At 70.5% G+C, this 25,334-nt stretch carries 26 protein-coding genes; 18 read left to right on the top strand and 8 right to left on the bottom strand.

Going from position 1 to position 25,334, the window contains the following annotated elements; translation table 11 throughout:
- Entirely contained in the window at positions 1 to 879 is an 879-nt protein-coding gene (locus tag L3Q65_RS06345; protein ID WP_182891901.1) for a LysR family transcriptional regulator, read from the bottom strand.
- Positions 880 to 990: 111 nt separating this feature from the next.
- On the opposite strand from L3Q65_RS06345, the gene bla reads away from it, so the two are divergent.
- The 7 genes from bla to L3Q65_RS06310 all read left to right on the top strand — a co-directional run bounded on the left by bla (position 991) and on the right by L3Q65_RS06310 (position 5,863).
- Positions 991 to 1,875, top strand: a complete 885-nt coding sequence (gene bla / locus L3Q65_RS06340; RefSeq protein ID WP_182891902.1) for a class A beta-lactamase — start codon at positions 991 to 993, stop codon at positions 1,873 to 1,875.
- Complete coding sequence (locus L3Q65_RS06335; protein ID WP_182891903.1) at positions 1,872 to 2,393, top strand: D-alanyl-D-alanine carboxypeptidase family protein; 522 nt, start codon at positions 1,872 to 1,874, stop codon at positions 2,391 to 2,393. The genes bla and L3Q65_RS06335 overlap by 4 nt, the downstream gene beginning before the upstream one ends.
- 137 nt (positions 2,394 to 2,530) lie before the next feature.
- The gene (locus L3Q65_RS06330) at positions 2,531 to 3,286 is read left to right on the top strand and encodes a hypothetical protein (protein WP_237599027.1); all 756 of its coding nucleotides are present in this window, start codon (positions 2,531 to 2,533) and stop codon (positions 3,284 to 3,286) included.
- 163 nt (positions 3,287 to 3,449) lie between these two features.
- On the top strand, positions 3,450 to 4,193 hold the full coding sequence (locus L3Q65_RS06325) for a hypothetical protein (RefSeq protein ID WP_237599026.1): 744 nt from the start codon (positions 3,450 to 3,452) through the stop codon (positions 4,191 to 4,193).
- 40 nt (positions 4,194 to 4,233) lie between these two features.
- Positions 4,234 to 4,959, top strand: coding sequence for a decarboxylase (locus L3Q65_RS06320; protein ID WP_237599025.1), 726 nt, complete (start codon positions 4,234 to 4,236; stop codon positions 4,957 to 4,959).
- A 64-nt stretch (positions 4,960 to 5,023) separates the two neighbouring features.
- Positions 5,024 to 5,386, top strand: a complete 363-nt coding sequence (locus L3Q65_RS06315) for a VOC family protein (protein ID WP_182891907.1) — start codon at positions 5,024 to 5,026, stop codon at positions 5,384 to 5,386.
- A 21-nt stretch (positions 5,387 to 5,407) separates the two neighbouring features.
- Positions 5,408 to 5,863, top strand: a complete 456-nt coding sequence (locus L3Q65_RS06310; protein WP_237599023.1) for a MarR family winged helix-turn-helix transcriptional regulator — start codon at positions 5,408 to 5,410, stop codon at positions 5,861 to 5,863.
- On the opposite strand, the gene L3Q65_RS06305 is transcribed toward L3Q65_RS06310, so the two are convergent.
- Positions 5,864 to 6,508: a hypothetical protein gene (locus tag L3Q65_RS06305; protein WP_237599022.1), complete on the bottom strand. Its 645-nt coding sequence runs from the start codon at positions 6,506 to 6,508 to the stop codon at positions 5,864 to 5,866. It abuts the gene before it with no gap.
- A 132-nt stretch (positions 6,509 to 6,640) separates the two neighbouring features.
- Between L3Q65_RS06305 and lexA the strand changes: the two genes are divergently transcribed.
- A complete protein-coding gene (gene lexA, locus L3Q65_RS06300; RefSeq protein WP_237599021.1) occupies positions 6,641 to 7,294 on the top strand; it encodes a transcriptional repressor LexA in 654 nt (217 codons plus the stop codon).
- A 59-nt stretch (positions 7,295 to 7,353) separates the two neighbouring features.
- On the opposite strand, the gene L3Q65_RS06295 is transcribed toward lexA, so the two are convergent.
- Positions 7,354 to 8,613 (bottom strand): Bcr/CflA family multidrug efflux MFS transporter, encoded by a 1,260-nt coding sequence (locus L3Q65_RS06295; RefSeq protein ID WP_237599020.1) that lies wholly within the window; start codon positions 8,611 to 8,613, stop codon positions 7,354 to 7,356.
- 105 nt (positions 8,614 to 8,718) lie between these two features.
- A complete protein-coding gene (locus L3Q65_RS06290; RefSeq protein WP_237599019.1) occupies positions 8,719 to 11,856 on the bottom strand; it encodes a GH92 family glycosyl hydrolase in 3,138 nt (1,045 codons plus the stop codon).
- Positions 11,857 to 12,142: 286 nt separating this feature from the next.
- Here L3Q65_RS06290 and L3Q65_RS06285 point away from each other — a divergent pair, with 286 nt between their 5' ends.
- From L3Q65_RS06285 to L3Q65_RS06270, 4 genes are all read left to right on the top strand, one after another.
- Positions 12,143 to 12,451, top strand: a complete 309-nt coding sequence (locus L3Q65_RS06285) for a cupin domain-containing protein (protein ID WP_182891911.1) — start codon at positions 12,143 to 12,145, stop codon at positions 12,449 to 12,451.
- Between the two features lie 79 nt (positions 12,452 to 12,530).
- A complete protein-coding gene (locus L3Q65_RS06280) occupies positions 12,531 to 13,358 on the top strand; it encodes a peptidoglycan-binding protein (protein WP_237599018.1) in 828 nt (275 codons plus the stop codon).
- Positions 13,359 to 13,415: 57 nt separating this feature from the next.
- A complete protein-coding gene (locus L3Q65_RS06275; protein ID WP_182891913.1) occupies positions 13,416 to 14,234 on the top strand; it encodes an LLM class flavin-dependent oxidoreductase in 819 nt (272 codons plus the stop codon).
- A 474-nt stretch (positions 14,235 to 14,708) separates the two neighbouring features.
- Positions 14,709 to 15,731: an NADPH:quinone reductase gene (locus L3Q65_RS06270; protein ID WP_237599017.1), complete on the top strand. Its 1,023-nt coding sequence runs from the start codon at positions 14,709 to 14,711 to the stop codon at positions 15,729 to 15,731.
- On the opposite strand, the gene L3Q65_RS06265 is transcribed toward L3Q65_RS06270, so the two are convergent.
- Positions 15,724 to 16,578, bottom strand: coding sequence for an SDR family NAD(P)-dependent oxidoreductase (locus tag L3Q65_RS06265; protein WP_237599016.1), 855 nt, complete (start codon positions 16,576 to 16,578; stop codon positions 15,724 to 15,726). The two genes, L3Q65_RS06270 and L3Q65_RS06265, sit on opposite strands and share 8 nt — an antisense overlap.
- A 67-nt stretch (positions 16,579 to 16,645) precedes the next feature.
- Here L3Q65_RS06265 and L3Q65_RS06260 point away from each other — a divergent pair, with 67 nt between their 5' ends.
- Positions 16,646 to 17,224: a TetR/AcrR family transcriptional regulator gene (locus tag L3Q65_RS06260; RefSeq protein WP_182891916.1), complete on the top strand. Its 579-nt coding sequence runs from the start codon at positions 16,646 to 16,648 to the stop codon at positions 17,222 to 17,224.
- Positions 17,225 to 17,271: 47 nt separating this feature from the next.
- Here L3Q65_RS06260 and L3Q65_RS06255 read toward each other — a convergent pair whose 3' ends face one another.
- Both L3Q65_RS06255 and L3Q65_RS06250 read right to left on the bottom strand, forming a co-directional pair.
- Positions 17,272 to 17,532, bottom strand: coding sequence for a hypothetical protein (locus L3Q65_RS06255; protein ID WP_182891917.1), 261 nt, complete (start codon positions 17,530 to 17,532; stop codon positions 17,272 to 17,274).
- 138 nt (positions 17,533 to 17,670) lie between these two features.
- On the bottom strand, positions 17,671 to 18,237 hold the full coding sequence (locus L3Q65_RS06250) for a TetR/AcrR family transcriptional regulator (protein WP_182891918.1): 567 nt from the start codon (positions 18,235 to 18,237) through the stop codon (positions 17,671 to 17,673).
- Positions 18,238 to 18,314: 77 nt separating this feature from the next.
- Here L3Q65_RS06250 and L3Q65_RS06245 point away from each other — a divergent pair, with 77 nt between their 5' ends.
- Positions 18,315 to 19,232 carry an NADP-dependent oxidoreductase gene (locus tag L3Q65_RS06245; RefSeq protein ID WP_182891919.1) on the top strand — a complete coding sequence of 306 codons (918 nt, stop codon included), beginning with the start codon at positions 18,315 to 18,317 and terminating at the stop codon, positions 19,230 to 19,232.
- Between the two features lie 376 nt (positions 19,233 to 19,608).
- Positions 19,609 to 20,037 carry a DoxX family protein gene (locus tag L3Q65_RS06240; protein ID WP_182891920.1) on the top strand — a complete coding sequence of 143 codons (429 nt, stop codon included), beginning with the start codon at positions 19,609 to 19,611 and terminating at the stop codon, positions 20,035 to 20,037.
- Here the strand turns inward: L3Q65_RS06240 and L3Q65_RS06235 are convergent, their stop codons facing one another.
- Positions 20,038 to 21,075, bottom strand: a complete 1,038-nt coding sequence (locus L3Q65_RS06235) for a LacI family DNA-binding transcriptional regulator (protein WP_182891921.1) — start codon at positions 21,073 to 21,075, stop codon at positions 20,038 to 20,040.
- 118 nt (positions 21,076 to 21,193) lie between these two features.
- Between L3Q65_RS06235 and L3Q65_RS06230 the strand changes: the two genes are divergently transcribed.
- The 3 genes from L3Q65_RS06230 to L3Q65_RS06220 are packed head-to-tail and all read left to right on the top strand — an operon-like array spanning position 21,194 to position 25,304.
- Entirely contained in the window at positions 21,194 to 22,630 is a 1,437-nt protein-coding gene (locus tag L3Q65_RS06230; RefSeq protein ID WP_182891922.1) for a cytosine permease, read from the top strand.
- A 20-nt stretch (positions 22,631 to 22,650) separates the two neighbouring features.
- Positions 22,651 to 23,715, top strand: coding sequence for a C45 family peptidase (locus L3Q65_RS06225; protein ID WP_237599015.1), 1,065 nt, complete (start codon positions 22,651 to 22,653; stop codon positions 23,713 to 23,715).
- Positions 23,712 to 25,304 (top strand): amidohydrolase, encoded by a 1,593-nt coding sequence (locus tag L3Q65_RS06220; protein ID WP_182891924.1) that lies wholly within the window; start codon positions 23,712 to 23,714, stop codon positions 25,302 to 25,304. The genes L3Q65_RS06225 and L3Q65_RS06220 overlap by 4 nt, the downstream gene beginning before the upstream one ends.
- The last annotated feature ends 30 nt before the right edge of the window (positions 25,305 to 25,334 follow it).

Genomic DNA, 25,334 nt, shown 5'->3' with positions numbered 1-25,334 from the left:
TCAGTCTGCCGCAACGTTCGCACCGAGACAGCGCGCTATCGCCGCGCGCAACGGCGTCCGCACCCGATCGACGTCGTCGCCGAGCCCCGCCGCCACGTCGTATCCCCGCGCGAGCCGCACCCCGCCCACCGGACGCCACGCCAGGCCCAGTTCCCGCGCCTGATCCGCCGAGCACAGCAGCAGGTCCGCCGACCCGATCACGCTCGCCGCGGCCGTCGTCAGGGTCGCGGCGACCTCGACCTGCGCGGGCAGCAGCCCGGCCGCGTCGCGGGCGCGGAACACCCGGTCGCGGACATGCGGCACGTCGTCCTCCGGCTGCACCCACACCCGGCGGCGCGCACCGGGCGACCGGCCCGCACGCAGGGTTTCCAGGTACAGCACGGCTTCGTCCGGCTCGGCCTCGCCGGCCAGCCCGAGCGGCACCGTCCACACCCCGTCCTCCGGCGGCACCGCGACCAGCGCGGCCCGCACCTCCTGCGTCCGCACCAACTCGGCCCGCTCGGCCGGCCCGGCGACCCGGAACTCCAGGAACACCTCGACCGTCCGCGCCTGCGCTTCGAGTTCGGCGAGATCGCGCGTGGTCGACGTGTCCGGGACGGCCAGCCGCAACGGCCGCCGGCGCGCCCGCTGCGCGTCGTGTTCCATCGCCTCGGCGAGCCGGACCAGGCGCTGCGCGGACGGCAGCAGATCCCGGCCGAACGGCGTGAGCCGCGCCCGCCGCGTCGACCGGTCGAACAGCCGCTCCCCCAGGTGCTTCTCGAGCGCGGCGATCCGGCGGCTCGCCACCGGCTGCGGGATCCGCGCGACCGCCGCGCCGCCGGTGAAGCTCCCCGCTTCGGTCACGCTCACGAACGCCTTGCAGCAGCCGACCAAGTCCACGACCACAGCTTATGCCAGATTCGCATCATCCCGCACAAAAGTGTCTTGGCCCGCATGAACCGGCAGCGGGCACGCTGCTGGGGAGTTGATCGACTTCGGAGGGAGAACCCCGTGTTCCGCAGGCTGACCCTGGCCGCGTTCGCATTGGTCGCGCTAGCCTCATGTGCCACACCAGCAACACCGGAATCGCCGGCGAGCGCCGCGCCGGCCGCGGCCAAGACTGTCGCGCAGCCGGATTTCGCCGCGCTGGAGAAGGCTTTCGACGCCCGGCTCGGCGTCTACGCGATCGACACCGGCGACGGCCGCGAGGTCGCCTATCACGCCGACGACCGCTTTGCCTACGCTTCCACGCACAAGGTGTTCAACGCGGCAGCGATCCTGCACCGAGGGGATGATCTGGCCCGCACGGTCACGATTCGGCAAAGCGATCTCGTGCCCAATTCCCCGATTACGGAGAAGCACATCGGGGAGCAGATGTCGTTACAGAGCGTCCTCGACGCTGCGCTGCGTTACAGCGACAACACGGCGGATAACCTCATGTTCCGCGAAATCGGCGGCCCCGCCGGGCTGGCTGCGGAGCTTCGCAGGCTGGGGGATACGGTCACCCGCGTGGACCGCATCGAGCCCGCTCTCAACGAGACGAGCCCTGGTGACGTCCGGGACACGACCACCCCGCGAGTCTGGGCCAAGGACCTGCGCGCCGTCGCCCTCGACTCGGGACTCCCGGCGGACAAGCAGGCCGTGCTCACCAAGATCATGCGCGCCAACACCACCGGCGCGCACGTGATCCGCGCGGGCGTGCCCGCCGGCTGGCAGGTCGCGGACAAGACCGGATCCGCCGATTACGCCACGCGCAACGACATCGCCGTGGTGTGGCCGCCGAACCGGGCCCCGATCGTGCTCGCCGTGCTGTCCGACCGCCCGCGGAAGGACGCGAAGTCCGACGACAAACTGATCGCGCAGGCCGCCGCCGCGGTCGTGAAGGCGTTGCAGTGACCGGAATCTACCGAGTGGTCACCCACGTGCTCGCGGTGCTTTTCGTGCCGGTCGCGTGGGTGGTCGCGCGGGGCCGGGCACGGCACGTCGCGTGCCAGTGGGCACTGGGGGCCCGCTATCCGGCCGAAAACCTCGCCGGGTTGACGCCCGGCACGTACGCCGCGTTCACCGCTGCGCGCACCGAAGCCTTGTGGCGGCACGGAATCCTGCTCGGCCTGACGTCCGGTCACCGGGACGCCGCGACGCAGGCCGATCTGTTCCACGCCGAAGTGCAGCGCGCCGGTTCGCACGAGCTCGCCCTGCATCTCACGCTTCCGCCCGCGCAATCGCAGCACGTGCAAGGCGTCGCGCTCGACGTCCGGCCTTACGAAGGCGCGCAGTGGCTCGAAGTCCACGGTGGACGGTTCGGCCTGTATCGCGTGTACGACAACGAATGGTGGCACTTCGAGTACCACCCGGACGGCCGCCCGCAGCGGCTTCCGCACCCCGGTTTCGCCGCCACCCGCGCCGCCAGCTGAGACTGGTCAGTCCACCGTGGACCAGGCGGCGAGTCACGGATATGTGACGAAACCGGACAAGCCGTAACGAACCCCCGAGCCGGGCGATAAGCGGATGTGCCCGGGGGTGTCCTGGGCCTGTCCCGAACGGAAATCGCATGATTCGCCCGGTCTCGAACCGTCTCCTCCTGCGCTGCGGCGCCGTCGCGGCCGCCGCCGCGCTCGCGTGCACCGCCTGCTCCGGCTCCGGCTCCGGCGAGAACGCCGCCCAGCCGCCGGCCGCCGCGAGCTCGCCCGCCGCACCCGCCTCGCCCTCCGCCGCCCCGCTCGACGCCGCGACCGTCGGCGAAACCGTCAAGGCCGCGATGAAGAAGTCGACCGCGGTCCACGTCAAGGGCTCGAAGAGCGAAGACGGCAAGATGAAGGTCGACATGCAGTTCAACAAGGACAGCGTGAGCGGCTCGATCGAGAAGGACGGCGTCGAAGTCCCGATGCTGCGCGTCGGCGAGAAGGTCTGGATGCGGTTCAGCAAGTCGCTGACCAAGGAGGCCGGGCTGCCCGCCGAGGCCGCCGCGATGGTGAACGACAAGTGGGTGTCGCTCGACTCCCCGCTCGCCCAGGGCATGGGCGAGGTGTTCAAGCTGTTCATGGACTTCGACGTCTTCGTCGGTTCCATGGCCGACGACGTCGACAAGCCCGGCTACTCCGCGGCCGAACCCGCTGACGTGGCGGGCACTCCGGCGCTGCGCTACAAGAACGGCAGCCGGACGATCTTCCTCGAGGCCGCGGGCTCGCACCGCCTGCTGCGGCTCGAATCCCCCTCGGAAGGCACGATGGAATTCAGCGGCTGGGACCAGCCCGTCCCGGCGAAGGCCCCGCCCGCCGCGGAAATCTACTCCGGCCCCGGCTCCTGACCGGGCGGCCTCGCGCCCCGCCCGGGAGCGCGAGGCCTTCCGTCCACTGTGGACGAATTGTCACGAATCCATGACGGCGGCGGACAAGCCGTAACGGACAGCCGGACCAGGCGATAAGCGGATGCGCCCGGGGACGTCCCAGGCCCGTCCGAACGGAAATCGCATGATTCGCCCGGTCTCGCACCGTCTCCTCCTGCGCTACGGCATCCTGGCGGCCGCCGCCGCGCTCGTCTGCACCGCCTGTTCCGGCTCGGGCGGAAACACGGCCCAGCCGCTCGCCGGCGCGGCCGCCTCGGCCAGTCCGGCCGCGAGTTCGTCGGCGGCGCCGTCCGCCGACCCGCTCGACCCCTCGGCCATCAAGGCCGCGATGAAGAAAGCGACCGCGGTCCACGTCAAAGGCAGCGACGGCGGCACGACGTTCGACATGCAAATCAACAGGGACAGCGTGAGCGGCTCGATCACGAAGGACGGCGCTGAGGTGCCGCTGGTCCGCGTCGGCGACAAGGTCTGGATCAAGTTCACCCGCGGGATGGCCAAGATCTCCGGGCGTCCCGCCGGGGCCCGCTCGCCGCTGGACGGCAAGTGGGTGTCGATGGACTCCCCGATGGCTCAGGGATTCGGCGAGGGGCTCAAGCTCTTCCTGGACTTCGACGTCTTCGTCAGCGGCATGGCCAGTGAAACCGACCAGCCCGGCTTCGGCACGGGTCGCCCCGCCGACGCGGCAGGCACCTTGGCGCTGCGGTACGAGAACGACAGCACCACGATCTTCATCGAGGCCGTCGAACCGCACCGCTTGCTGCGGCTGGAGTCCCCGAAGCAAGGCACGATGGAGTTCAGCGGCTGGGACCAGCCCGTTCCGGCCAAGGCCCCGCCCGCCGACGAGATCTACTCCGGCCCCGGCTCCTGAAGTTCTGCCGGGCGGGCGAACGAGTGCGACACTGCCCGAGATGATCGGTCTGCTGTATCCCACCCGCGATTGCGCCGAAGACGACTTCACCGCCCTGGCCGGATGTCTCGATGCCCGGCCGGGCGTGGAGTTCGCCTACGTGCCCTGGGCTCGGCGCGTGGTCGAGCGCGAGAACGTCCGGACCGCCGTGCGCGAGCTGAGCGAGCCGGACCGGCTGGTCGCGACGGCGGCGAAGTTCAGGACGTCCCCGCGCGTGGTCAGCTGGGCGTGCACGAGCTGCAGTTTCATCGACGGCGTCGCCGTGGCCAAGACGCAGACCGACGCCTTGACGGACGCGCTGGGTGTCCCGGCGAGCAGCACGTCGCTGGCGTTCCTCGCCGCCGCGCACCGGCTCGGTCTCAAACGGATCTCGCTCGCTTCGGTGTACGCGCCGGAGATCACCGAGGCGTTCTCGGCGTTCCTCGCCGAGGAAGACATCGCGACCGTGCACGCCGTGTCGGCCGACGCCGGTTCGGATCGCGACCTGGCGACGTGGGACAACGCCCGCATCCGCGATCTGGTCGATTCCGCGGCCTCCTCGGACGCCCAAGCCGTCCTGCTTCCGGAGACCGCCCTGCACACCGCGCCGCTGCTCGCCGAGCTCGAAAACCGCGCGGGCAAACCCGTGCTGACCGCGACGCAGGTGACGCTCTGGCACTGCCTCACCCTGCTCGGCCGACCGGCCGCCGGACCCGGTCTCGGCACGCTGCTCGCCCACCCGCATTGATTGTCCACTATGGACACATAAGATCCCGGGCATAACCGCGGCCGATCGCGGGTAACTCCCGATCATGAGCAGCCATCTGATCGCCGTCACCGTCGACTGCCGAGACGCCGACGCGCTCGCCGAATTCTGGCGGGAAGCGCTGGGCTACCCGAGGGCCGAACGGTGGCCGGACAGCCATGGACTCGTCTACGTCGAACTGAAAGCGCCGGACCGGCCGTCGCTGCTGTTCCAGCCGGTGCCCGAGGGGAAGACAAGCAAGAACCGGCTGCACCTGGACATCGCGCCGGACACGGTGGAACAGCGCGACGAGGTGGCCCGTCTCGTCACCCTCGGCGCGAAAGTCGTGGAGGATCCGGAAAACGACCACTGGATCGTGCTGAAAGACCCCGAAGACAACGAATTCTGCGTGCTCCCCCGGCGGTCCTGACCTCGCGCTACGATCTCCGCCGTGCCCGACTCCCGAACGCCCGCGCACCCCGACCTCGGCATGCTCGCCGGGCGGCTGCTGTTCGCGGTGCAGCGGGAGCTGTTCACCGCGCTGGCCGCCGAGGGTTTCGCCGACCTGAGCCCGCGGCACGGCGCGGTGCTGGCCTACCTCGGCCCGGACGGCGCCCGCGCGACCGAGCTGTCCCGGCTGTCCGGACGGCGCAAGCAGGTCATCGGCACGATGGTCGACGAACTCGCGACGCTCGGCTACGTCGAACGCCGCCCCGACCCGGCCGACCGGCGCGCGAAACTCGTCTGCCCGACCGAACGCGGGAAGGCCATGATCGCCGCCTCGGCCCGCGTTCTCGCCGGAATCGAGGACCGGCACGCCCAGCGGCTCGGGCGGGGCGAGTACGCGGAGTTCAAGCGGGTGCTCACCGAGGTCACGGACGAGCAGCGGCGCTTCGCCGGGCAGTGATCACTGGCCCGGCCACCCCTGGTGCGGCGGCCCGGAGGCGGGCCATTGCCCCGGCATGGGCTGCGGATAAGGCTGCCCCGGCGCGGGCTGCTGCGGATAAGGCTGCTGCTGGTACTGCGGCGGCATTCCCGGAGCGCCGTACTGTTGCGGATACTGCGGCGGAACCGGACCCGGCTGCGGATACTGCTGCCCCATCGGGACCTGGCCCGGATACTGCATGCCCGGAACCGGTGCCCCGTAAGGCATCCCGTACCCCGCCGAGGGAGGCGTCTTCGCCGACACCGCGGGCAGCCACAGCACCACCGCCAGGATCGTCATCAAGCCGAACGCGGCGCTGTCCCACCAGGAATGGGCAAGGATCACCCCGGCGAGCGCGCACAGCAGCTGCACCGGCGCTCCCCACAGCAGAATCCGGCCGGCCGCTTGCCTCCGCGCGAAAATCATCACGATGCCGACGAGCACCACGATCGCCAGCAGCAGGGTCGCCGCGAACAGGTAATCGGACGGGCTGACGCGGGCTCCGCGCACGATTTCGGTGACCGCCCAGATTCCCCCGCGCACCGCGTAAATCTCCAGCACCGCGAGCAACACCGCCACCGCGATGCCGATCCCCGTCACCTTCGGCCGTATCACCGGCTGAGTCATCCCCGGTCCCCTCTCCGTCACCCTCCGGAGGGACAACTCTACCAAGCGCATCCACCGTCCACAGTGGAACGACCGCGGGAACAACCGCCCCGGCCCCGGCGACCGGCCCGGACGCCGTCTACGATCGGGCCCGTGACCGCCTACGACGACGTCTTCGACGACCTGGACGCTTCGGCCCTGCCCGAGCGGCAGCAGCGCATCCTCGCCACCATCCGGGACTGGGTGGGCAGGCACGGATACTCGCCGAGCACGCGCGAGATCGGCGAAGCGGTCGGGCTGCGGTCGACGTCCTCGGTGTCGAAGCATCTCGCCGCGCTGGAGGACAAGGGTTTCCTGCGCCGCAGTCCCACGATCTCCCGCCCGATCGACGTGCGCGCTTTCCTCGGCGACCTCCCCTCGCGCGAAAGCGGCGACTCGGTGCCGGTGCCGGTCGTCGGCGACATCGCGGCGGGCACGCCGATCTCCGCGCAGGAGCACGTGGACGACGTCATGCAGCTGCCGCGCGGGCTCACCGGCCGCGGCACCGTTTTCGGGCTGCGCGTGCGCGGCGATTCGATGGTCGACGCGGCGATCTGCGACGGCGACATCGTCGTGGTGAAGCAGCAGTCCGAGGCGCATTCGGGCCAGATCGTCGCCGCGATGATCGACGAGGAGGCGACGGTGAAGGTCTACCGCCGCCGCGACGGGCACGTCTACCTCGAGCCCCGCAACCCGGCCTACGACGTGATCGACGGCGACCGGGCCACGGTGCTCGGCGTGGTCGTGTCGGTGCTCCGCAGCATGTGAGCCGTCGTGAGCGGCAATGCCGGTGAGAACCGGCACCGCCACTCACGAGGGCCCCCGCTTTAGTCGACCGTCACCGGCACCCGGGTGTCGGCCAGCACCTCCGGCTCGGCCTCCCGGCCCTGCCACGGCCGCGCGACCAGCCACAGCACCAGCCCGGACACGACCAGTCCGCCGAACATCACCGTGGCCATCGCGACCGCGTTGTTGCCCAGCAGGCCGACCACCGGCGAGACCGCCGCGCCGACGCCGAACTGCACCGCACCCAGCAGCGATGCCGCCGTCCCGGCGTTGTCCCCGTGCGCGTCGAGCGCGACCGCGGGCGCGTTCGGCAGGATCAGCCCGGCGAAGAACAGCACCACCCACACCGGCACCGCGACGCCGAACATGCCGCCGAAGCCGGTCAGCGCGGTCACCAGCAGCACCGCCGCCGAGGCCGCCGCCGCGACGCTCGCGAAAAGCAGCACCTGGTGCGGTTCGAACCGGTTCATCAGCCGGGCGTTGACCTGCGTCGCGGCGATCAGCCACACCGCGCTCGCCCCGAACATCAGGCCGAACTGCTGCTGGTCGAGCCCGTACTGCTGCTGGAACACGAACGACCCGCCGCTGACGAACGCGAACAGCCCGGCCATCGCGAACCCGGCCACCAGCACCAGCCCGACGAACGAGCGGTCGGTGAACAGGTTCCGGTAGGACCGCACGGTCGCCCGGACCTTGAACGGCTGCCGCCGCGCGGGCGGCAGGGTCTCCGGCAGCGCGAGCGCCGCCGCCACGCCGCTGGCCAGCCCGATCGCGGCGAGCGCCACGAACACCCCGCGCCAGTGCGTCCACGCCAGCAGCGCGCTGCCGAGCGTCGGGGCGAGCACCGGGGACACGCCCATCACCAGGATGAGCTTGGACAGCAGTTTCGCCGCGGCGCGATCGGTGTAGAGGTCGCGCACCACAGCCAGCGCCAGCACCGCGCCCGCCGAGGCGCCCAGCCCCTGCAGTACGCGCGCCGCGCTCAGCAATTCGACCGTCGGCGCCACCAGGCACAGCAGCGACGCGAGCACGTGGATCAAACTTCCCGCGACGAGCGGGACGCGCCGCCCCATCGCGTCCGAGAGCGGGCCGGCGATCAGCTGGCCCAGCCCGAGCCCCAGCACCGTTCCGGTGAGGGTCAGCTGGATCGTCGACTCCGTCGTCAACAGTTCGCGGGTGATGTCCGGCAGCGCCGGAAGATACATGTCGATGGACAGCGGCCCCAGTGCCACCAGAACGCCCAGCACGAGCACCAGCTTCAGCTGGCTCCCGGCTTTCGGCGCTTCGCGTGTTTCGTTCACGCCACTCCCCTTCGTCGTGAGCACGCCAGTCACTTACGACGAAGAGGGCCGAGAAATTCCGGAACCCGCGAACAGATCACACCTTGGGAATCCCGGTTGACAAACTCACCCGAGGCCGAGAGCGAAAACGTGGAGGTCCGGATCGGCCGGGAGCGTCACCGTCGCGATCTTCTTGCCCGCCGGGATTTCCAGCGGCGACGTCGCGTAAACCGAGGCGCCGATTCCCTGGCCGCCGGGCTGATTCCGGTGCGCGGTGCGGGCCACGAGCGTATTGCCGAACACTGGTTCGGCATTTCCTCCCGGCAACACCCAGTCACCGAACGAAAGATCGGCGGTCGCCGTCGTGCCGTCGGTGAACGCGACGGTCGCGCTCCCGCGATGGTCTCCGTTCGTCGCCGAACCCACGAAAAGCAGGCGGCTCGCTGAAGTTCCACCTAGATCGAGCTTCTGCCCGGACGGCACCGCGTTGTCCGGGCGGCCGGACGGCGCGGCGGGCCAGACGAACGTCGTGCCCGCTGCGTGTCCGGTCGAACCCGGAGCGAGACCGGCGTCCGCCAGCGCATTCCGCGAATAGCTGTTCCCGGCGCCGTCGAAATTCGCCGAACCGCCGTCGCCGTCGTCGGAAATCCCGGCATTGCCGAACGCGCCGACCAGGCTTCCCTTAGGCGCGACCACCACAATCGCCGAGGAAGAAACCGAATGTCCGGCTCCGCGCAATGTCACCGGCACTTCGTAGTAACCCGCGGGAATCCCCGGTGCCGCGGTCACGGTCAGTTCTGTTTTCCCGCCGCCGGTTTGGTTGTCGAGCCGCACCGAGCGCGGGCCGGAGACGGTGATCCCGGCCGGGGCCGACGTCGAGATGTTCAGCGAGCGCAGGTGCCCGCCGAGCCGCTGGCCGTTCACCGCGACCGTGCCGGAGCCGCCCGGTTCGACGGTCGCCTGGTTGGCCACCGAGCCGACGAACGGCTCCTCACCGTCGCGATAGGACGGCGGCTGCGTGTTCGCCGCCCAGTTCCGGTCCGGCTGTGCGGACAGCGCGAAGTCGAGCCGTCCGCCGCTCCGCGCGAGATCCTGCGGCAGCGACGTCCGGTCCCACCGGTGCCCGTTCAGGGCCAGGCCGTGGACGTACTGCGTGGTCGTCGAGGCTCCCGGCGCACGGATGTCCAGCGTGCGGCCGCCGGGCAGCGTCAGCACCGCGCGTTCGAACAGCGGGCTGTGCACGGTGAGATCCGATGTGCCCGGGGTCGACGGATAGAGCCCCAGCGCGGCCCAGACGTACCAGGACGATTGCGCGCCGAGGTCGTCGTTGCCGGGTTCGCCGTCCGGCGTCGCGCTGAACAGCGTGGTCGCGATCCGGCGCACCACCTCTTGGGTCTTCCACGGCTGGCCGACGTGGTTGTACATCCAGGGCACGCCGAAATCGGGCTCGTTGCCCGCCCACATGTACGGCTCGTTCGGGCCGACGTTGAGCTTCTGGAAGAAGGTGTCGAGCCGCGCGGACACCGCGGCCGGGCCGCCCATCGCGGTCACCAGCCCGGCCGTGTCCTGCGGCACGAGCCAGGTGTACTGCGCGGCGTTGCCCTCGTCGAAACCGTCCTGGCCGAAGGTGCCGGGCGCGGGCGGCTGGTACGCCGGACCGTCCGGGAACCGGCCGTCCTGGCCGCGCGGCTGGAGGTAGCCGGTGGCCGGGTTGAACAGGTGCTGCCAGTTCTGGCCGCGTTTCGCGAAGTCCCGCGCGACGCCGCGGTCGCCGATCGCGCCCGCGAACTGCGCGATGGCGAAGTCGTCGATCGCCCATTCCAGCGTGATGGAGGCGCCGACGCGCGCGTGGTCGCCGCGGGAGGCGTCGTTGTTGGGCAGGTAGCCGCGGGCGACGTAGTCCGCGATCCCCCGGCGTTCCTGGTACGCGCCCGGCGTTTCGTCCACCGATGTCGCACCCTTGACCAGGTACTTCAGCGCCGTCTTGACGTCGAAGTCGCGCGCGCCGAAGGCGTACAGGCTGGACAGCAGCGCGACCGAACTGTCGCCGGTCATCTGCCCGGTGTAGCCGTTGGCCATCGGCCAGCGCGGCCACCAGCCGCCCTGGACCGCGTCGTTGGTCAGCGACTGCGCCATGTCGCTGGCTTCCTTCGGGAACAGCATGCCGTGCAAGGGCGCGAGCGAGCGGTAGGTATCCCAGTCGGAGAAGTTGGCATATTGCGAATGCCCCGGCGGGAGCGTGCGGACCTGATTGTCGAAGCCGAGGTAGCGGCCGTCTGCGTCGTTGAACGTGTTGGGGTGCATCAGGCCGTGGTAGAGCGCGGTGTAGAACGTCTTGAGCTGCGCGGAGTCCTTGCCCGCCACGCGGACCCGGCCGAGTGCGTCGCGCCAGGCGTTCTTAGTGCTCTCGCGCATCCCGGCGAAGTCCCAGCCGGGCGTCATGTTCTTCTTCGCCCCTTGAACGTCCACATAGGACATCGAGACCTTCGCGTGGACCACGCCGGCGTCGCCGAAGGTCAGGTACGCCCCGGCTTTCGGCGCGTCGACCTGGTCGCTGCCCGGTTGGACGGTTTTGCCGTCCCAGGTGCCGTGCGCGGTGAACGGGCGGTCGAAGGCGATGTCGTAGTAGACGGTGTACTTGTTCGGCTTCCCGCAGAAGTGGCCGGTCGTCGCCTGACCGCTGACCTCGCGGTCGCCGGTGATCCGCAGGCCGGCCGCGGAGTTGCCCGCCAGGCTCGCGCCGCCCTTCACGAGCACCTGCGCGTTCTGCCCCGCCGGGAAGGTGAACGCCGCCAGCCCCGTACGCGTGGTCGCCGTCAGCTCGGTGCGCACGCCCGAGTCGGGGAACGTGACGGCGTAATAGCCGGGTTCAGCCTGCTCGCCGTCGTGCGTGAAGCGCTCGACGCGATCCCACGGTTTCGCGCCGACGTCGCCGGCGACCGGCAGGATCGGGACGTCGCCGAACGCGTTGCAGCCGACCGACGCGTGGTCGAGGCTGAAGCCGCGGATCTTGTCGCTGTGGTACTGGTAGCCGGCGTAGGACCCGTCGGTGTCCGGCGAGAACTGCATCATCCCGAACGGTGCGGCCGGTCCCGGAAAGTTGTTGATCTCGCCGACCGAAGTGCCGCCGCGACCCGTCCCGATGAGCGGATCCACGTACGCCGCCGGATCGCTTGCGAGCGGAGCCTGCGGCGCGGCCGCCGCGACGGTCCCCGCTCCGACGACCGCCGCCGTCGCCAGCGCTGCCACGACTGAGTACCGCACGGCACCTCCCAGACCTCGTGTTGTCCGACCTTTCCGGCTCGCGGGCGGCGAGGTCAACCGGATGACAGAGATCTGGCCGGTTTCGACCGGACAGACATCCGACCGGCGGCACCCTCGATACGCTCTCCCTGCCGGTGCTCGCGGCCCAGACCGCCAGCACGCAGTGCTGCGCAGCTGGGCAGCCTCCGGTCTGCCCCGCCTGGACACCCGCGAACCGTGCTCTGGCGGGCCCGGGCAGGCAGCACGATCTCCGGAAACCGCGAGAAGCGGGCTAACCTCGACGGACATGACAGAACCCGCCACCCGGGACGTCGAGGGCTGCGAAGTCGGCTCCAGCGTCTCCGTCATCCGCGAATACGAAACCGTGCCCGGCAGCGGACCGCGGCTGCACCGGCATCCATACCGCGAAACCTTCGTCGTCCAGCGCGGGCGCGCGTTGTTCACCATCGGCGACGAACAGCGCGAAGGCACCGCCGGGGAGGTGCTCGTCGCGCCTGCGAACACGCCGCACAAGTTCGTCTCCCTCGGTCCCGAACCGTACGAGGCGGTGCACATCCACGAGAACGACCGGTTCGTCACCGAGTGGCTGGAGTGAGGTCGAGCCGCATTTGTACGTCCCGTGTATCCCGCTCGGCGATGCTCGGCCCGGACCGACCAGGACCGGGAGGACACGGATGCTCAGGAAACTCGCAGTGCTCACCGCCGGGGCCGCGGCGGCGGCCACGGTCGCCGTCGCCGTTCCGGGCGTAGCCGCGGCGCTGCCGGCGGCGAACATGGAGGCCGTGCTGCTCGCGGCCCAGATCGACCCGCAGCGCGCCGACAGCACGCAGACCCCGGGCGCGCACGACAGCGTCCTGCTGGTCGAGAAGGCGCTGCAGACCAAGGGGCTGCTGGACGCCAAGTACGTCGACGGCTACTTCGGCACCACCACGATCGACGCCTACTCGAAGTACCAGAAGTCTCTCGGCTACACCGGAATCGACGCGTCCGGCCTGCCCGGGAGGACGTCGCTGGAGAAGCTCGGCTCCGGCCAGTACACGGTGTCGAACGTCGTGTCCGCGGGCAGCCACGTGACCTATCACGGCGTCACGCTGAACACGCGCACCAAGGCGATGCTTCAAGCAGCCGAAAAGCTGTTCGGCAAGGACGTCGGCCTCACCCAGGGCTCGTACAACCCGGGCGGTGTCGGCGCGTCGGCCGGAACGCACGACGGCGGAGGCGCATTCGACGTTTCGGTCGCGAACATGTCTTCGGCGACCCGCACCGAATTCGCCAAGGACCTCCGGAAAGTCGGGTTCGCGGCCTGGGTGCGCACGCCGTCCCAGGGCGACTGGGGCTACCACATCCACGCGATCGCGGTGAACGATCCCGATCTGTCCTCGGGCGCGCAGCATCAGGTCGGCGCCTACTACCTCGGGCAGAACGGCCTCGCCAACCACGGCAAGGACGACGGCCCCGCGGTCAACCCGAAGCTGACCTGGGAGCAGTACCAGCGCGGCTGACTCACCCGGCTGCCGCATTTGCTGGCGCGAGTGCGGCAGCCGTGGTTTTCTGGTGCCATGGCGGGAAAAACATTCCGGTTCGGGGTCGTCGCGGCAGCACAGGAGGGCGGCGCGAAATGGCGCGAGACCGCCCGCCGCGCGGAGGATCTCGGCTATTCGACCCTGCTGTCGCCGGACAATCTCCATCTCCCGACCCCGACCGCGGCGCTGGCCGTCGCGGCGGCGGTGACCACCGAACTGCGGGTCGGGACCTTCGTCTTCGCCAGCCCGCTGCGCACGCCGCGCGCGGCCGCGTGGGAGGCGCACAGCCTCAGCGTGCTCACCGACCGCCGGTTCGAGATGGGAATCGGCACCGGGATCCCGCCGATGCGCGAGGCCGCCGCCGAACTGGGGCTGCCGTACGGCACCGGTCCGGAGCGGCTGGCCCAGGTGTCGGACACGATCTCGCACCTGCGCCGTCTCGACGGCGACGCGCACACGCCGGTGATGGTCGCCGCGGGCGGCCCGAAAGCCCGCCGGCTGGCCGGTGAACGGGCGGACATCGTCACGCTCGCCGGCAGCGTCCTCGCGACCCGTGCCGAGACCGCGGAGTACGCCGCCGAGATCCGCGCCGCGGCGGGCGGCCGGGACGTCGAACTGGCGATGAACATTTTCGTCGTCGGGGAAGAGATCCCGCCCTGGATCCGCGGTTTCATCGGGCACGACATCGAAACCCTCATCGAGCACGACTCCCTCACCCTCCTGCGCGGCGGACCGGCCGCGATGGCCGAGGAACTGCAGCGGCGGCGCGAGGAACTCGGGGTCTCGTACTACAGCGTGAACGGCGCCTTCCTCGAGGACTTCGCACCGGTGATCGCGCGACTCGCCGGACGCTGACCCACTCGCAGGGAACAGCCGCGCCTGCCGGCCGGGACGTCGAACTGGCGATGAGCATTTTCGTCGGCGAGGAGACTCCGTCACGCAGCGACGGGCTCGAGAGCGCCCCAATGAGGTTTTCTCAGCAGCGCCTCGCGGGTGCCTGGCGAGGCGCGGGTGAACCCGTCCCCGGCCGATGCCCGCCGGTCCGGCCGGTGAGCACCGTACGTGAGGGCCGCCCTGAGGGAATCAGAGTCAATGAGGGTTCCCCTCACGTACTTCGGCGGAGCCGGGCGCGAGACGGAGCCGAGCGTTGCGCGTTGCCGCAGCGAGGCCGCACACCACAGCTACTGAGAAAACCTCAATGCGGCATTGGGTGCGTCCGATGCACCCAATGCCGCATTCGGGCAGTCCCCGGCACAAGCGGCGCCAGCCCGGCGGACGCTGATCCGCGGCGGCGGGAATAGCCGCGCCCGCCGGTGAATTGCATCGAGGGTGAAAGCTGTGACCTACCGCCAGTTCGGCGGCCCGGAAGTGCTGACGTTGTCCGAACTCGCCGTGCCGGAACCGGGGCCGGGCGAGGTGCGCGTGCGGATCGTCGTGTCCGCGGTGAACCCGACCGACTGGAAGGCGCGCTCCGGCTCCCGCTTCGGCGCCGAGGCCGAGTTGTCCGTGCCCAACCAGGACGGGGCGGGCGTCGTGGACGCGGTCGGCGCCGGAGTGGACGGGTTCTCGGTGGGCGACCGGGTGTGGCTGCTGCTGGCCGCCGCGCATTCGCCGACGTCCGGGACCGCTCAGGAGTACACCGTGCTTCCGGCCGACCGGCTCGTCCCGCTGCCCGATGAGTCCGGCTTCGACGAGGGCGCCGCGTTCGCGATCCCGGCGCTCACCGCCCACCGCGCGCTCACCGTCGCGGAGGACGGGCCGCAGCGGCTCGCCCCGAACGCGTTGGCGGGCAAGACGATTCTGGTCAGCGGCGGCGCGGGCGCGGTCGGCAACGCCGCGATCCAGCTGGCCCGCTGGGCCGGAGCGACTGTGATCGCCACGGTCAGCACGGAGGACAAGGCCGCACTCGCGCGCGCCGCCGGTGCGCAGCATGTCGTGCGGTACACCGAAGGAGACGTCGCCGCGGCGATCCGGGAAATCGCGCCGGACGGGGTCGACGTGATCGTGGAGGTCGCCGCCGGCGTGAACGCTCCCCTGCACGCCGCGGTGCTCCGCCCGCGCGGGGTGGTCGCGGTCTACGGCGACGACCGCGGCAACGGAACCGTGACTGTCGACTTCGGACAGAACGTCTTCCTCAACAGCCGCTACCAGTTCCTGGTGCTCTACACCGTCGGATGGGACCGCCTGCGCGCCGGTGCGGAAGACCTGAACGCCGCCCTGCGCGACGGCGGGCTCCGGCTCGGCCCCGAGCACGGGCTCCCCGTGCACCGGTTCCCGCTGGCGGAAACCGCACGCGCACACGAGGCGTCGGAGAAGGGCGTCACCGGAAAGGTGCTGATCGACGTCAGCTGAACACCGGCTCGACCCCGGTCAGCTCCACGCTCGCCGCCCACACCCGGGCGGCAGCCTCGACGTCCGCGTACGGCCCGCGCACCGGCTCCGGCCGGGGCTTTCCCTTGAGGCCGAACACGCGCGGACCCCAGATCTGACCACTGTGGACATCCGGACCGGCCGCCGCCCGCACCGCCGGCCGCGCGCCGTCGTCCTTGCCCTGCAAGGCAATGCGCGCGAGGCTCAGCTTCGTGCTCCGCACGTGCAGCGGCGGCCGGTCCGGAGTCAGGCTGTCCAACGCCCCGCCAGGATGAGCGACGACGCTCAGTCTGCTGCTGCCGACGGCCCGCAGCCGCCGATCCAGCTCCAGTGCGAAAAGCGTTTGCGCGAGCTTCGACCGCTCGTACGCGGTTTTCGGCTGATAGGCACGCTCGCTCTGCAGGTCGTCGAAGTCGAGCTTCGCTGATTTCGCCGCGAAGCTGCCCATCGTGACGATCCTCGCCCCCGGCTTCAACCGGTCCTGAAGCGCCGCGGTCAGCGCGAAATGCCCGAGATGGTTGACCCCGAACGTCATCTCGTGGCCGTCCTTGGTTTCCCGCCGCTCCGGCCCTTCGAGATACACCCCCGCGTTCAGCACGACCGCGTCGAGCTCCCCCACCTCGATCCCCTTCACCGACGCCAGGTCGGCAAGGTCGAGCCGCGCCCACGACGCGCGCACCCCCGGCACCCGCTCGCGGAGGACCTGCAACGCGACCTCCGCCTTCGCCGCGTCCCGGCTGCCGAGCACCACCTCCGCCCCTGCTTCGGCCAACTGCTCCGCGACGAAGTAGCCGATCCCCGCGTTGCCCCCGGTCACCAGCACTGTCATGACACCCTCCTAAACCTGAAGTGATTCTAACTTTAAACCCACTTCAGGTTTGGGGTAGTGTGGGGTCGTGGTCAACACCGGACGACGCGAACGCCGCAAACTCGAAACTCGCCGCAGGCTGGACGAGGTCGCCCTGCGGCTGTTCCTGGAGCACGGCTACGACGGGGTGACCGTCGCGCAGATCGCCGAAGAGGCCGACATCTCGGTGGCGACCCTCTTCGCCCATGTCCCGGACGGCAAAGACGCCCTGATCTTCGACGACGGCTCGGAACGCCGGGCCGGGATCGTCGCCGCGGTGCGGAACCGAGCCTCCACCGAACCGATCCTCGCGGCCTTGCACGAATTCTTCGCCGCCCGCGGCCCGTACTCGACGGACATCCCGCCGGAACACGCCCCGAAACGGGACCTGATCGTGCAGACGCCCGCCTTGCGCGAGTACGCGCGCCGCCTGTGGCATTCCTGCGAACCCGACCTGACCGCGGCCCTTGCCGAGGAAAGCGGCCTGCCCTCGGACGACCCAGCCGTGCGGGCGTTGGCGCGGTTCGTGCTGGAAATCCCGGATCTCACCGGCACCGCACCGGATCCCGCTGCCGCTTTGGCATCAGTGTTCGCACTGCTGGAATCCGGGTGGCCGCCGCGGTCCTGACCGCGACCCCACCCCCGCCCTCTCCTGGGGGGCTGCCCACGCCCAGTCTACCGGCCTCGCCCGACGAAACCGGCCTTCGAGAGGCGAACCGGCTGAATGCTCCACAACTCGAGCGAAGTGTGGACAACGGCGCGAAGGGCAGCCGCGAGAGTCAATGAGCGGCGCTGACCGCCCCGCAGTTCGGCGAGCGCTTCCCTTGCCAGGGGACCGAAATCCTCGCCGATCACCCCGATCCACTCGTCGTGCGCGGTCTCCCAGAGCAAGCGCGGCCCGACCGGCGACGCCGGGGCCTCAAGCGCCTCGATCATCGAACCGACAAGACCGATCCCTTTCCGTACTTCACCTCTCCCGGAATTCCGGATCGGCGCCAACGCAGCCTGGCACCGCCGAGGACCTCCCAAACACGGGGGAACGCGAACAACGGCGCGAACGGCAACCCCTAAGCATCAACGGGCGGCGCTAACCGCCCGAACCTCCGCAAGCACCCCCCGCACCAACGAACCGAAATCCTCCCCGCCCGTCCCGATCCACTCGTCGTACGCGACCTCCCACGCAAGCGCACCCACCTTCGCCGCCACCCGCGCAGTCCGGCCGGAAACCCCCCGCCGTTCCAGCGCCCCGATCATCGAATCGACCAGCCCCAGCCGTTTCCGCGCCTCGCGCTCCCGCAACTCCGGATTAGCGTCCAGCACAGCCTGCCGCCGAGCGCTGAACTCACGCCGCTCGCCGGTGAAAACCTCCCGCCCAAGCACCTCCAGCGCGTTCGCCACCACCTCAAGCGGCCCAGCCGAGGACGGCGCCGCGGCGATCGCCTCGGCGAGGAGGCCGGTCATCGCGCTTTCCCCGAACAGCACCTCGCGCTTGTCCGGGAAGTGCCGGAAGAACGTGCTCTTCGTGAGCCCCGCGCGCTCCGCGATCTCGATCACGGTCGTGTTCTCGTAGCCGCGTTCCTCGAACAGCTCGAGGGCCGCGGCGGCGAGCCGTCCTGGTGCGTTGGGTTGCCAGCGAGCCATGGGACCAGTCTACGGGACTTGGTCTCATCACTCGGGTACGGTTGATGAGACCAAGTCCCGTCACTGAAGGAGAAGAGATGAGCAAAGCTGTCCGTTACCGGCGATTCGGCGGACTCGACGTCCTCGAACTGGAGGAGGTGCCGGAGCCGCACCCCGGAAAGGACGAGGTTCGCGTCCGGGTCACGGCCGCCGGGCTGAATCCGATGGACTGGCAGATCGCCGCCCAGCCCGAGATGGCGGCGCGATTCGGCATCACCCTGCCCGCCGGGTTCGGCAGCGATTTCGCCGGAGTGGTCGACGAAGCGGGAGCCGAAGCTTCCGGATTCACTGTGGGCGACCGGGTTTACGGCGGCGCGATCGGACGGTCCGTCGCGGATTTCGTCCTGGTCAAGACTCCCGCCACGACCCTGTGGCACACCCCGGACGGCATCAGCGGCGAGGTGGCGAGCACACTCCCGGTAGCCGGCCTGACCGCCTCGGCCGCGCTCGCCGCGATCGGAGTCCAAGCCGGAGACACAGTCCTGATCGGCGGAGCGGCGGGCGGCGTGGGCATTTTCGCCGTACAGCTGGCGAAGCTGACGGGCGCCCGGGTGCTCGGCACCGCCTCCGAGCGCACCTTCGAATTCCTGCGCGAACTCGGTGCCGAACCCGTGGCATACGGTCCCGGCCTTCCGGATCGCGTGCGGGCCTTGGCACCCGAAGGGATCACCGCGGCGACCGACCTGTTCGGCAGGGAGACGGCCGGGACCGCGCTCGAACTCGGCGTCGCTCCCGAGCGGATCTCCACCGTCGCCGACGGTCCCGCCCTCCCGGGCGTGCGGGCGACAGGTGCGTTCGACGCGAAACCAGGAGCCCTCGAACGGATCACCGACGCGATCCGTTCCGGCGAGCTCACCGTGCCGATCGCGGCGACGTACCCGGTCGAGCAGATCCGCGAGGCGGTGGCCATGCAGGCCGGACGCCACGTGCACGGCAAGATCGTGGTCGCGCTGTGAACCGCTGACGCAGCGCCGAAAACCCAGTCCGGACCCGGCTTTCGGGCCGCCGCCCGCAGCGGAACGCGGAACGGGCGCCGCGGAATCCTCCGTCGCGGCCTGACCGTCCGGCGCAATCCTCTCCAGCAGACGCCGGAAACCCCGTTCCCCCCAACGGACCCGCCCCTTCCCCGAACCGGACGCCGCCCCCTTCACCAGCCGTTACCACATCCGGCGATTCGCGCGGAACCTGACTTTCGCAGGTATCGCCGAGACTCACGTCACCGGTATACCTTGACACCGGTCCAGGAAAGGTCTGGACCACTCCTGCGGACCGGTACTGGTGTCCGACCGGACGTCGTCCCCGTCCGCCCGAGTCGTCCCATGTGGAGGCATCATGCACCGGCTGGACGCGGCACAGGATTACGCGCTCGGTTTGTTCCGCATCGTCGTCGGGTTCCTCTTCGCCTGCCACGGCGTGAAATCGCTGTTCGGAGTGCTCGGCGCACACGGCGCGGCGCAGGTGGGCGCCTGGCCGGGCTGGTGGGCCGCGCTCATCCAGCTCGTCGCGGGCGGGCTCGTCCTGCTCGGCGTCGCGACCCGCGTCGCGGCGCTGATCGGATCGGGGTCGATGGCGTACGCCTACTTCTCCGTCCATGTGTCACAAGGGCTTTTCCCCATCGAGAACGGCGGCGAAGCGGCCGCGATGTTCTGCTGGGCGCTGCTGCTGCTCGCGTTCACCGGCCCCGGCCGGCTCGCGCTCAGCGGGGCGCTTTCGGCTCTGCGGCCGCGTGACTCGCGGGTCGGAGCGGTCCCGCACGCCTAGCTAGCCCACCGCCTGCCTCCGGGTCGACCCGCGCACTATCAGTTCGTACTCCGCCGGCCCGGGGACAGGCGGTTCAATCCCTTCGACCCGATCCGCGAGCACCGCGACCGCGGTGCGAGCCAGGTGCACCGGCCGCAGATCGACCGCGGTGATCGGCGGAACGCCCGACCGCGTGTGCTCGGAATCGGAATCCGCGCCGCAGGCGATGCGCACGTCGCCGGGCACCGCCAACCCCCGCGCGAGCGCGGCGGCCAGCACCCCGGCCGCGTGCCTCCCGGTCTGGCAGTACACCGCGTCCGGCGGCGAAGCCAGCGCGAACAATTCCTCTCCCGCCTCGCGGCCGCCCGCCTCCCCCGCGACCTCCGCGCGGCGCACCGCCAGCGGCTGCTGCCCGCGAGCGCGAACCCAGTCCAGGTAAGCCTTTTCGGCGTCCAGGTTCCACTCGTTGCGATCGGTGCCGAGCACGGCCGCGACCCGCGTCCCGCCCGCCGCGGCCAGGTGGTCGAGCACCTCGGCGACGATCCGCCCGGTGCCGAGGTCGAGGTAGTCCGGCGACGCGGGCCGCGCCGGATCCCGTCCGACGCCGAGGAACGGCACGCATTCGCGCTCCAGCATGGTGATCAGCGGGTCGTTCTCGACCGGTTCGGTGATCAGGAATCCGTCGCAGGCGAGTCCCACCGCGGGCGCGTCGGCGCGCGTCGGATCCGGCACCAGCATCAGTCCGTACCCGCGTTCCACCGCGGCGAGCGCGGCCGACCCGGCGAACCGGAGGAAGTAGTCGACGCCCTCCAGGAACGCGGTGTCCGACGGGTCGAGCGGCCGCACCACGAGCCCGAGCACCCCGAGCCTGCTGGACCGCAGCCCGCGCGCGACCGTGTCCGGCCGGTAGCCCAGCTCGCGCGCCGCCTCCCGCACCCGCTCCGCGGTCTCCGCCGCGACCGTCCCGTTCCCGCTGAAGGCATGCGACACCGTCGTCGGCGAAACCCCGGCGCGGCGGGCGACGTCCTTGATGGTCGCCCGCGTCCTTTTCCCGGCCATGACGCAGCAGCCTAACCTCGCCCAAATCGTTTTGGAAACCGCTGCGGGAAGAGCATTGCCCAAATCGATTTGGGTCCTTACCGTGGCCCGAGTCGATTCCCCGGTCCGGAGGTTCGCCATGACCGCTCCCGCCACCCCGCCCGTGTCGCCCGGCACGTCCGCGCCGCCCCCGGCCCGATCCGGGCGCGGCCCCCGCGTCGAAGCCCACGGCATCGACGTCATCGGCGACGACGAACGGCACGGCCGGGCCCGGGACCTGTTCGGGGTGTGGGCCGCGCCCAACGTCAGCTATCTCAGCCTGGTCGTCGGCGGCGCGCTGGTGCTCAGCGGATTGAGCCTGCTGCAGGCGCTCGCGGTGATCGTCGTGGGCAACCTGTGCTGGGTGCTGGTCGGCCTCGTCTCGGTCAGCGGCCCGGCGGCGGGCGCGCCGAGCGAGGTCATCATGCGCGCGATGTTCGGCACCCGCGGCAACCGCTTCGTGATCGGACTGAACGGCTGGCTCGTTTCGGTCTGCTATGTGGCTTTGAGCTGGTCCGCGGCATCGGTGACCGCGTTCAGCCTGTGCGCGCGGCTCGGTGTCGAACTCAACACCTTGGGCAAAGTCCTCGTGATCGTCGCGATCGCCGCCGCGACGCTGGCGATCAGCGTCTACGGCCACGCCGTGATCGTGCGCCTCTACCTGCCGCTCGCCATCGTGACGACCGCGGTTTTCCTGGTGCTGGGCGGATTCCTGATCCGGCACACCGCGTGGAGCTACCAGCCCCCGGCGCCGCTGCACGGCGTCGCGCTGTGGGCGGCGCTGGCCGGCGGCGTAGCGCTGGTCGCGTCGGCTTCCTTGTCGTACAACAACAGTGCGGACTTCGCGCGGTATCTGCCGCGCGACACCAAACCGTTCGCCGTCGCCGCCTGGACCGCCGCCGGAGCCTTCCTGCCGAGCATCGTGTTCACCGCGCTCGGCGCGTTCGCGGCGACCACTTTGGACATGAGCGATCCGCAGGCCGCGCTGGAATCCGTGCTGCCGCCGTGGTTCACGCCGGTCTTCCTGATCGCGGTGATCCTCGGCGCGATCGCCAACAACGCGATGACCGTGTACAGCTCCGGCCTCGCGCTGCAGGCGATCGGCGTCCGGCTGCGCCGCTCCCGCAGCGTTCTGCTGGACGGCACCGCCGGCGTGCTGCTGACCCTGTACGCCTTGCTCGTGTCCGATTTCCTCAAGGCAGTCAACGACCTGATGCAGCTGATGGTCGTCGTACTCGGCCCGATGATGGCGATCTACGTGACCGACCTTCTGCTGCGCCGCAATCGCTACGACGGCCACGCGCTCGCCGACGAACGCCGCGGCGGCCCGTTCTGGTACGTCGGCGGCGTGCACTGGCCCGGAATCGCCGCGCTCGTCCTCGGCGCGGCCGCCTCGGCGTCCTGCCTGGCCGTTCCCGGGATGTACACCGGGTTCATCGCCGGCGCGGCCGGCGGAATTGACTTCTCGCTGCCGGCGGGAATGCTGATCGCTGCCGGTGTCTACCTGCTCGCCGGCCGCCCCCGCGCCAGCGCCTGACCTCGATCGCAAGGACCACGATGCACCTGCTCGTCAACGACCCGGACCCGCGCGCCCGCGGAGTTTCCCGCGGCGCCCAGCTGCGCGAGGGCCTGACCGATGCACTGGAGCTGTACCTGCGCTGGTTCGACACTCTCGGCCGCACCGAACAGCAAGTCCGGACCGACGCGCTCCGGCTGCTGGACAACGTCGCCGCGTGGCGGAGCCGCTACGCCGACGAGATCGCGGGCGTCGCCGCGGGCGCCGGGATCGAACTGTGGCAGGCGGCAGCTCTCAACGGACGCACCGAGCTCATCGCCGCCGCACCGAGCACCCAGCCGGAATGCTCGACCCTCGTGCGCGTTCCCGATTCCGGCGCGCCTTACGGCATTCAGACCTGGGACTGGCACATCGAGCTCGCGGACTGCTGGCACACCCAGGAAGTACGCGGCACGCGGTACGCCTTCGCCGGGATCACCGAACACGGCATCCTCGGCAAGATCGGCGTCAACAGCGCCGGTCTCGGCCTGTTCTTCAACATCCTCGGCCACCAAGACGACTCCGCCGCGGGCATCCCGGTCCACGTGCTGGCCGCGGCCGTCCTCGGCGAAGCAGGCAGCGCCGCCGAAGCGCTCGACCTGCTGCGAACCGCCCCGATCCGCACGTCCGGAGCCTTCACGCTGCTCGACCCCGGCACGGCAGTCTGCGCCGAGCTGAGCCCGACCGGAGCAACGACCCTCGAACCCGAAGCAGGTTTCCTGTTGCACACCAACCACTTTCTCGACCCCGACGCCGCCGCTCGCGAGAAACGCGGCCTCTTCGAACCGGATTCCCAGTTGAGGCACGCCATGATGACCGCCCGGGTGCGGGACTACCCGACGCCCGCGCACGCCGTCGACCTCGTCGCCTTCCTCCGTTCCGAACCCGGCGAACCGAAGCTCTGCTGCGTCCCGGACGCGGACGCTTCGTTCGGCGACCGGTGGGCCACGCTGGCCACGGTCCTGCTCGAACCAGCCGCCCGAACCGTGCGGATCCACGCGGGCAGCCCGAACACGTTGACCGGCTGGCGCACGTTCGTCGCGGCGGAGACGGTGGTGGCCCGATGATGCCAGTGCACTACCGCGGCGGCCGGATCTTCACCGCGAGCCCGTCCGGCTGGGCGGAATCCATGGTCGTCCGCGGCGAAACCATCGAATACGTCGGCAGCACCGCGGAGGCCGACCAGAGTGAAGCGCGGGTGGTCGAACTCGACGGAGCCTTCGTGCTGCCCGGTTTCGTCGACGCGCACACCCACCTGGTCTCGATGGGCGAAGCACTGGAGCAGGTCGACCTGTTCCCCGCCACCTCCCCCGAAGACCTCCAGCACCGGCTCGCCCACGCCGCCGCAACCGATCCGTCCGCGTCCCGGATCCTGGGCCGCAGCTGGCTTTTCGACGCACTCGGCGGCCAAGCACCGCACCGGCGGCTGATCGACGCGGTGATCCCGGACCGTCCGGTGTACCTCGCCGCGAACGACCTCCACTCCGCGTGGGTCAACAGCGCCGCGCTGCGCGAACTGGGCATCGACCGCCACACGCCCGATCCGCTCGACGGCCGCATCGGCCGCGACGCCTCCGGCGAACCGGACGGGATGCTTTACGAAACCGCTGCGCTGCAACTGATGCGGCACTTCCTCGACGACCAGACCAGCGACGCCGACCGCGACCGCGCACTGGCATCGGCGTTCAAGCACTACCTCGCGGACGGCGTCACGACCGCTGTCGACATGGCACTCGCTGAGACCGAACTCGCCGCGCTGGAACGGGCTCTCGACAACGGCCGGCTCCCCCTGCGTGTCGCCGGACACTGGCTGATCGAGCGCACCGGCAACACCGAGGACGACCTCCGCCAGGTCGAGCGCGCGGCGGAACTGAGCGCGCGGTTGTCCGGGCCGTGGCTGCGGGTGGCCGGGATCAAGGTGATGGTCGACGGAGTCATCGATACCTGCACCGCGGCGATGAAAAAGCCCTTCGCGGACGGGAGTCACCCCGGGCCGTTGTGGCCGCTGGAAGCGCTGGCCCCCGTCGTCGCGGCGGCGGACGCGGCGGGCTTGCAGGTCGCGATGCACGCCATCGGCGACGAAGCGTCGGACATCGCGCTGTCGGCGCTGGAGCACGCGATCGAGGTCAACGGCCCGCGCGACCGGCGGCATCGCCTCGAACACCTGGAGACCGTGGCCCCGGAAAACGTCAAGCGACTGGCGAAACTCGGTGCGGTCGCGTCGATGCAGCCAGTGCACGCGGACCCGGCGATCCAGGACAACTGGCGTGCGATGCTGGGCGACGACCGCGTCGAGCGCGGCTACCCGTGGCCGGAAATGACCGCCGCCGGCGCCGTCCTCGCGTTCGGCTCCGACGCTCCGACCGCGCCCCATCCCCCGTTGCCGAACATGTACATCGCGACGACCCGCCGCTCCGCGCTGAACCCCGGTCTGGAACCCAACCTGCCGAAGTACGCCCTGCCGTTGGCCGAAGCCCTCGCACACGGCACCCGCGACGCCGCGTACGCGTGCCGATGGGACGGTCTGACCGGACAGCTCGCGCCGGGTTTGGCCGCGGATTTCGTGGTGCTGGACGTCGATCCGTTCGCCGAAGCGCCGGACGCACTGCTGCGAGCCCGGGTGCGGCAGACGTTCGTGGCAGGCAAATCCGTTTGACGTGCCCGCCGGGGCTGGGCAGGGTGGTGA

Source organism: Amycolatopsis sp. FU40, from assembly GCF_021903635.1.
Lineage (GTDB): Bacteria > Actinomycetota > Actinomycetes > Mycobacteriales > Pseudonocardiaceae > Amycolatopsis > Amycolatopsis dendrobii.
Note: the sequence above shows the minus strand (reverse complement) of the source record. Positions and strands in the feature narration are given on the sequence as shown.